4 protein-coding genes, 1 tRNA gene and 2 pseudogenes are annotated in these 5237 nt (G+C 37.8%); all 7 read right to left on the bottom strand.

The window, feature by feature from the left end; translation table 11 throughout:
- Window positions 1-107: 107 nt before the first annotated feature.
- A complete protein-coding gene (locus FFR48_RS25050) occupies window positions 108-353 on the bottom strand; it encodes a type II toxin-antitoxin system VapC family toxin (protein ID WP_201277677.1) in 246 nt (81 codons plus the stop codon).
- Window positions 353-577, bottom strand: coding sequence for a DUF2281 domain-containing protein (locus FFR48_RS25045; RefSeq protein WP_137669239.1), 225 nt, complete (start codon window positions 575-577; stop codon window positions 353-355). The genes FFR48_RS25050 and FFR48_RS25045 overlap by 1 nt, the downstream gene beginning before the upstream one ends.
- Window positions 578-837: 260 nt before the next feature.
- Window positions 838-910: transfer RNA gene (locus FFR48_RS25040), tRNA-Ala, on the bottom strand.
- Between the two features lie 16 nt (window positions 911-926).
- Window positions 927-1655: an HAD family hydrolase gene (locus FFR48_RS25035; RefSeq protein ID WP_137669238.1), complete on the bottom strand. Its 729-nt coding sequence runs from the start codon at window positions 1653-1655 to the stop codon at window positions 927-929.
- Between the two features lie 185 nt (window positions 1656-1840).
- On the bottom strand, window positions 1841-3565 hold the full coding sequence (locus tag FFR48_RS25030) for a cation:proton antiporter (protein ID WP_137669237.1): 1725 nt from the start codon (window positions 3563-3565) through the stop codon (window positions 1841-1843).
- A 355-nt stretch (window positions 3566-3920) separates the two neighbouring features.
- Window positions 3921-4994, bottom strand: a pseudogene (locus tag FFR48_RS25025) (dihydrolipoamide acetyltransferase family protein); the annotation flags it as partial.
- A pseudogene (locus tag FFR48_RS25020) lies at window positions 4957-5237 on the bottom strand (hypothetical protein); the annotation flags it as partial. The pseudogenes FFR48_RS25025 and FFR48_RS25020, both read right to left, overlap by 38 nt.

The following is a 5237-nucleotide window of genomic DNA, read 5'->3' as shown; positions in this document are numbered from 1 at the left end:
TCAGTAGAACAGTTAGAAGAATTATTAAATAAATTGCTAAACGAAGGAGGTCTTATTATTAAATGGGAGCGCAAAGTTAAAAATAAAGGTAATGCTGTTTATTCGATTTAGCTGCACAACAGCTTACCTACATTGGGATCATCCAAAGCATTTAAAATTCGTGTTAATACCTCTTCTGCAAAGCGTCCCTTCTCAACTAAATAAGCAATTTCTATAACCGTAATAGCTGAGATATAAATAGGATTACCTGTATTAACTGCTTGTTCTAATGCTGTTAATGCAGCTTCTGATAATCTCTGTAAATCAAAAACGTACCAAATTAAAGTATGTGTATCTGCAACCACTGATGTCATTAAATTATATCCCTTGGAAAATTACCCCACATTTCTTGACGCGCTTGATAAATATCTTCTTCACTAATATCTACTTTTAAATCAGCACATAATCCTCTAACATTCTGTAAAGGAGTTTTAAGAGTCATTTTTTGAGACAAAAATTCCGCAAAATCTAATAATTGCTGTTGTTTATCAACAGGTAAATGGCGTAACTTTTCTAACACAGATTGCTCAATATTCATTGAAAAATCTCCTGAATTTACTACATAGTATCACCTTACATCTTTGATTGTCGAGGCAATACCTCAGCCTAATAAATTAAAATACTGTTATAAAATTAAGGTGGGTTGAAAGGAGTGCTGCGATCGTACACAACATAAGTTATGTGTATTACCTGGAGATAAAATTTAAGGACAAATAATTTGGCAGCACAGCAATTTGGCAAGACAGACAACAATTTGTCAACGCAGACAAATTATTTGGCAAACGACAACAGAATAAATGGAGAATAGGAGACTCGAACCCCTGACCTCTGCGGTGCGATCGCAGCACTCTACCAACTGAGCTAATTCCCCTTGATCACATCCTATTTTAACACTCGGTCTTTATATTGTTCACATCTTGCTGCAAAAAAATTTCCTGTACCCGTTCTAATTCCAACTCTGTCAAATAGTCAACTGTCCAGTTAGCTTGACGCTGCAACATATGAAATGGGTAAGTATTGGCAACTCCTACAACTTGCATCTGAGCGCGTTTGGCTGCTTGAATACCCGCCGGAGTGTCTTCAATAGCTAAACATTCCTGACTTTGCAAATTTAAATCTGGATACACTTGATTTAATTTTTCTACAGCCAGCAAATAACCTTCTGGTTGGGGTTTACTGGTGGTGATGTCATCACCTGCGACGATAACCGTAAAATATTCAATCAGTTTAGCACGTTCCAGCACCAGTTGGATTTCTTGACGCAAAGCACCGCTAACTAAACCGAGTTTAAGGTTTTGCGATCGCACCTGAAAAATTAAATCTTCTATTCCCGAATACAAAGGCAATTTTTCCAGTTTTTCCAGTTCTTGTACATAAGCTTGGGCTTTACGTTGCAGCAATTCCATTAAATACTCTTCTGTAACCACTCTACCACGATTTTTGAGCAAATCTTGAAAACAAGCGCGATCGCTCCTTCCCAAACAACCTTGACGCTCATGCAGCTTTTGCGGTTGCAAATTTTCCTGCACTAGAATTTCATCTATTAATTTTAAATGAATTGTCTCATCTTTGATAATGACACCATTGAAATCGAATAAAACTACCTTTAAACTCATGCAAATACGCCAATGCCATAATAATTAAGATCCTCAACAATAATTATGATGTATTTTGGCGTGCATGACCAGCCCAGATACCGGGTAAAATTCCCAAATTTGATGGACTTTGTGCGTGAAAGGATAATCTATTCTCCCGACTTTTGTAGGGTTTAGCAATGCTAAACCCCTACGACTCCTTACCTTTATTCTTGATCTGGTCTAACACTTAAATATCTATCTTTGCGAATAGTATTGATCACAGTTTGAATGTAACTTTCTGCTGCTCCCAAAGTTTTTAATAAATGATTTCCTAACTCTAAAGCTGCTTCAAATTCAGGTTGTACAACTTCCTTCGCACCCATTTGGGTTAAAATATCAATTTCCTTGTTATTATGTGAACGAGCAATGACATCTAAATGGGGTGCAATAGTCAAAGCATTTTTTAAAAGTAAACGGGTACTAGCAGCGTCAGGAAGGGCGATCGCTAAAGCTTTAGCAGTGGCTAAATGTGCTTTTTCTAATACTAATTCTGAATCTGCATCACCAAAAATATAAGGTATTTGACGCATTCTTAATCTTTGTACAGATGCTTCGCTATTTTCAATAACTAAAACTGGATATCCTTCAGTTTGTAAGATATTAACAACTACTTGCCCTACTCTACCATAACCTGCTACCACTACATGATCAGTCATTATTTCTGGCATAGATATAGTTTTGGGTGCAGAAAATCTTTGTAAGAAATTCGCTAGTACGGGATTTTGATTTAAATTATCAGCAATAAAAGGAGCAACTTTAAGTGAGAATGGTGTAAGAATGAGTGTAATTGCTGTTGTTCCTAATAATAAAGAATAGGTTTGTTGAGATATCAATTCTAACTGCAAACCTACCAAAGCTAATACAAAAGAAAATTCACCTATTTGGTTAATTCCCAAACTGACTATAATTGCATTTTTGAGAGAATAACCAAATTTTAAAACAATTCCGAAAATAATTACGGCTTTACCCAACATGACTAAAGCCACAAGTTCTAAAATTATGGCAAAATTGCTGATAAGAATAGCCGGATCAATCAACATTCCAATAGAGGCAAAAAACAGACTAGCAAAGGTATCTCGCAAAGGTAAAATTTTGGCTAATGCCTGATCAGCATAATCAATTTCTGATATCATTAAACCAGCAACAAACGCTCCCATAGCAATAGAAAGACCCAATTTTGCAGTTATTACAGCAACTCCTAAACATAAAGCAATTACAACTAATAAAAATAACTCATTGCTTTCTGTAGCGGCAATATTGCTTAACACACGAGGCACTACCCAGCGACTAAATATAATTGCAACTCCAACAAATATTGTAATTTTAACTAAAGCCAAACTGAGAGCTACTGCAATATTTTCTGGTTGTTGTAAAGCTGGAATTATTGCCAACATCACACCCAAAGCTAAATCTTGAGCGATTAAAATTGCCAGCATAATTTGCCCATGTACTGTATTAACTTCACCCTTTTCTGTGAGGGTTTTTAATACTATTGCTGTGGAAGAAAGAGATAAAACTGCACCTAAAAAGATGCCTTTTGTAATGCTAGAAGCCCAACCTGTTAAGAGGGTGACTATTGTTACTAGAGCAATTGTTAAACCGATTTGTAATAAACTACCTTTAATAGCAATTTCTTTCACTCGTCTGAGTTCTGCTAAAGAAAATTCTACACCCAGCGCAAACAGCAGAAAGGCAACTCCAATTTCTGCTAAAGATTTAATTTCATTCACATTACTTAATAACTTAAACCCAAAAGGTCCAATAGCAAAACCACTAACTAAATAACCCAGTATCACAGGTTGACGCAACCGATGGGCAAAAAATCCTCCTAAAGCAGTAGCGACTAACACTGTTGTGATATCCAAAATTAAACTATGTTCTGTTGGCATCTTTTTTTTGAATTTATTTTGCTCAGGACTTACGCAAAAGGGAACGAAAGTAGGGGTAATACCCTTCGGGAAGCAAGCTACATAAATTACCCCTACGCAAGAATAAGGTTTTTAGTCATATCTTGCGTAAGTCCTATTGTTATCAACTGATGTCACTTACTTTCAGAGTAGCTTGAATTGATAACAGTAAACAGGTAAACAGATCCCCAACTTCTTCAAGAAGTCAGGGATCTATATCCAGGGATATAAAAAACCTTGGAACTTAAAAAAACTTGGAATATAAAAAAACTTGGAATATAAAAAACTCCAAGTCTGAAATTAAGATTTATTGGTTTTTGGTTTTGAGATTTTTTCCTTACAGTGTCAAAGATTGGGGGTTGGTTTCAATCAATTTTGCTAAATCTTGCAAGAATGCAGCCGCATGAGCGCCGTAAATAATACGATGGTCACAGGTGATGTTAACCTTCATTTGTTGACGCACACCAAATAAACCATCTGCGGTAGCGACAACTTGGGGACGAGCAGCAGCGATCGCTAAAATTGAACCTTGTCCTGGTGGTAAAATCGCATCAAAGGTATCGACACCAAACATTCCCAAATTAGACAGAGTAAATGTACCGCTATTATATTCCTCTGGTTGTAGTTGTTTCGCTCTCGCTCTATCTACCAAAGATTTCCAGTTGCGTGACAGAGAATAGATATCTACCTGATCGGCGTTTTGTAACACTGGTGTAATCAAACCACCATCATCCATTGCCACAGCGACAGAAACATTGATATTGGAATGATAAACAATACCTTGATCTGAATAACTGGCGTTAAGTAAAGGATGTTTTTGTAATGTCACCGCTACAGCTTTCGCTAATAGCGCCGTCATGGTGACACCTTTAGATTTAATTTGTTTGTAAAGTTTATCTAATCCATCCGTGGTAATGGTGTAACCAACATGGAATATAGGTACAGACAGGCTGGCCATCATATTGCGTACCACCGCATTTTGCAGAGTAGTTAATGGTACGACTTGACCAGGAACGGCAGCAACAACTGGGGCGGGTGCAGGTGTTGGTTTTGCCGGGGCAGCGGCAGCGGGGGCGGGTGCAATAGGAGTAATAACCGGGGTAGTAGGTGGCTGAACTTTACCAACAGCAGCTTCTATATCTTCGGCGACAATGCGACCGTAAGGACCACTACCTTTAAGGTTATTTAAATCAACTCTTAATTCTTTCGCCAACTTGCGAGCGCGGGGCGAAGCTACTAACCGTCCTTCCCGATGGTTTGAGCCATTTTGAGAAGCTGTTGCAGGTGCGGCTACAGTTGCAGCAGCGGCCACAGGTACGGGCGCGGGTGCGGGTACTGGTTCAGCTACAGCACTACCACCACCAGCCATAGCCTTAGCGGCTTCTATTTCTGCTTCTGTTTCGGCAACGTAAATACTGTATTAAAACTTCCGCGATCACTTTCGGTAAAGTTTTCGCCGAATGTTCATAAGTCAAAGTTAAAAATTGACAACCTTTTGCTACCAACTCCGGTTTATCAATCATTTCTTCTAATTGAAATTGATTATATGCACCATTTAAAACCTCATCACTTGCATCAGCAATAGCTTTCTCTATAACCTCCTCTAAAATTAAATCTTCCCATTCATCAACATTAATATAATAGGATTTTTTAT

Origin of the sequence: Sphaerospermopsis reniformis (assembly GCF_005402885.1) — a bacterium.
GTDB classification, from domain to species: domain Bacteria; phylum Cyanobacteriota; class Cyanobacteriia; order Cyanobacteriales; family Nostocaceae; genus Sphaerospermopsis; species Sphaerospermopsis kisseleviana.
The sequence above is the reverse complement of the archived record's forward strand: the minus strand, read 5'-3'. Positions and strand labels throughout refer to the sequence as shown.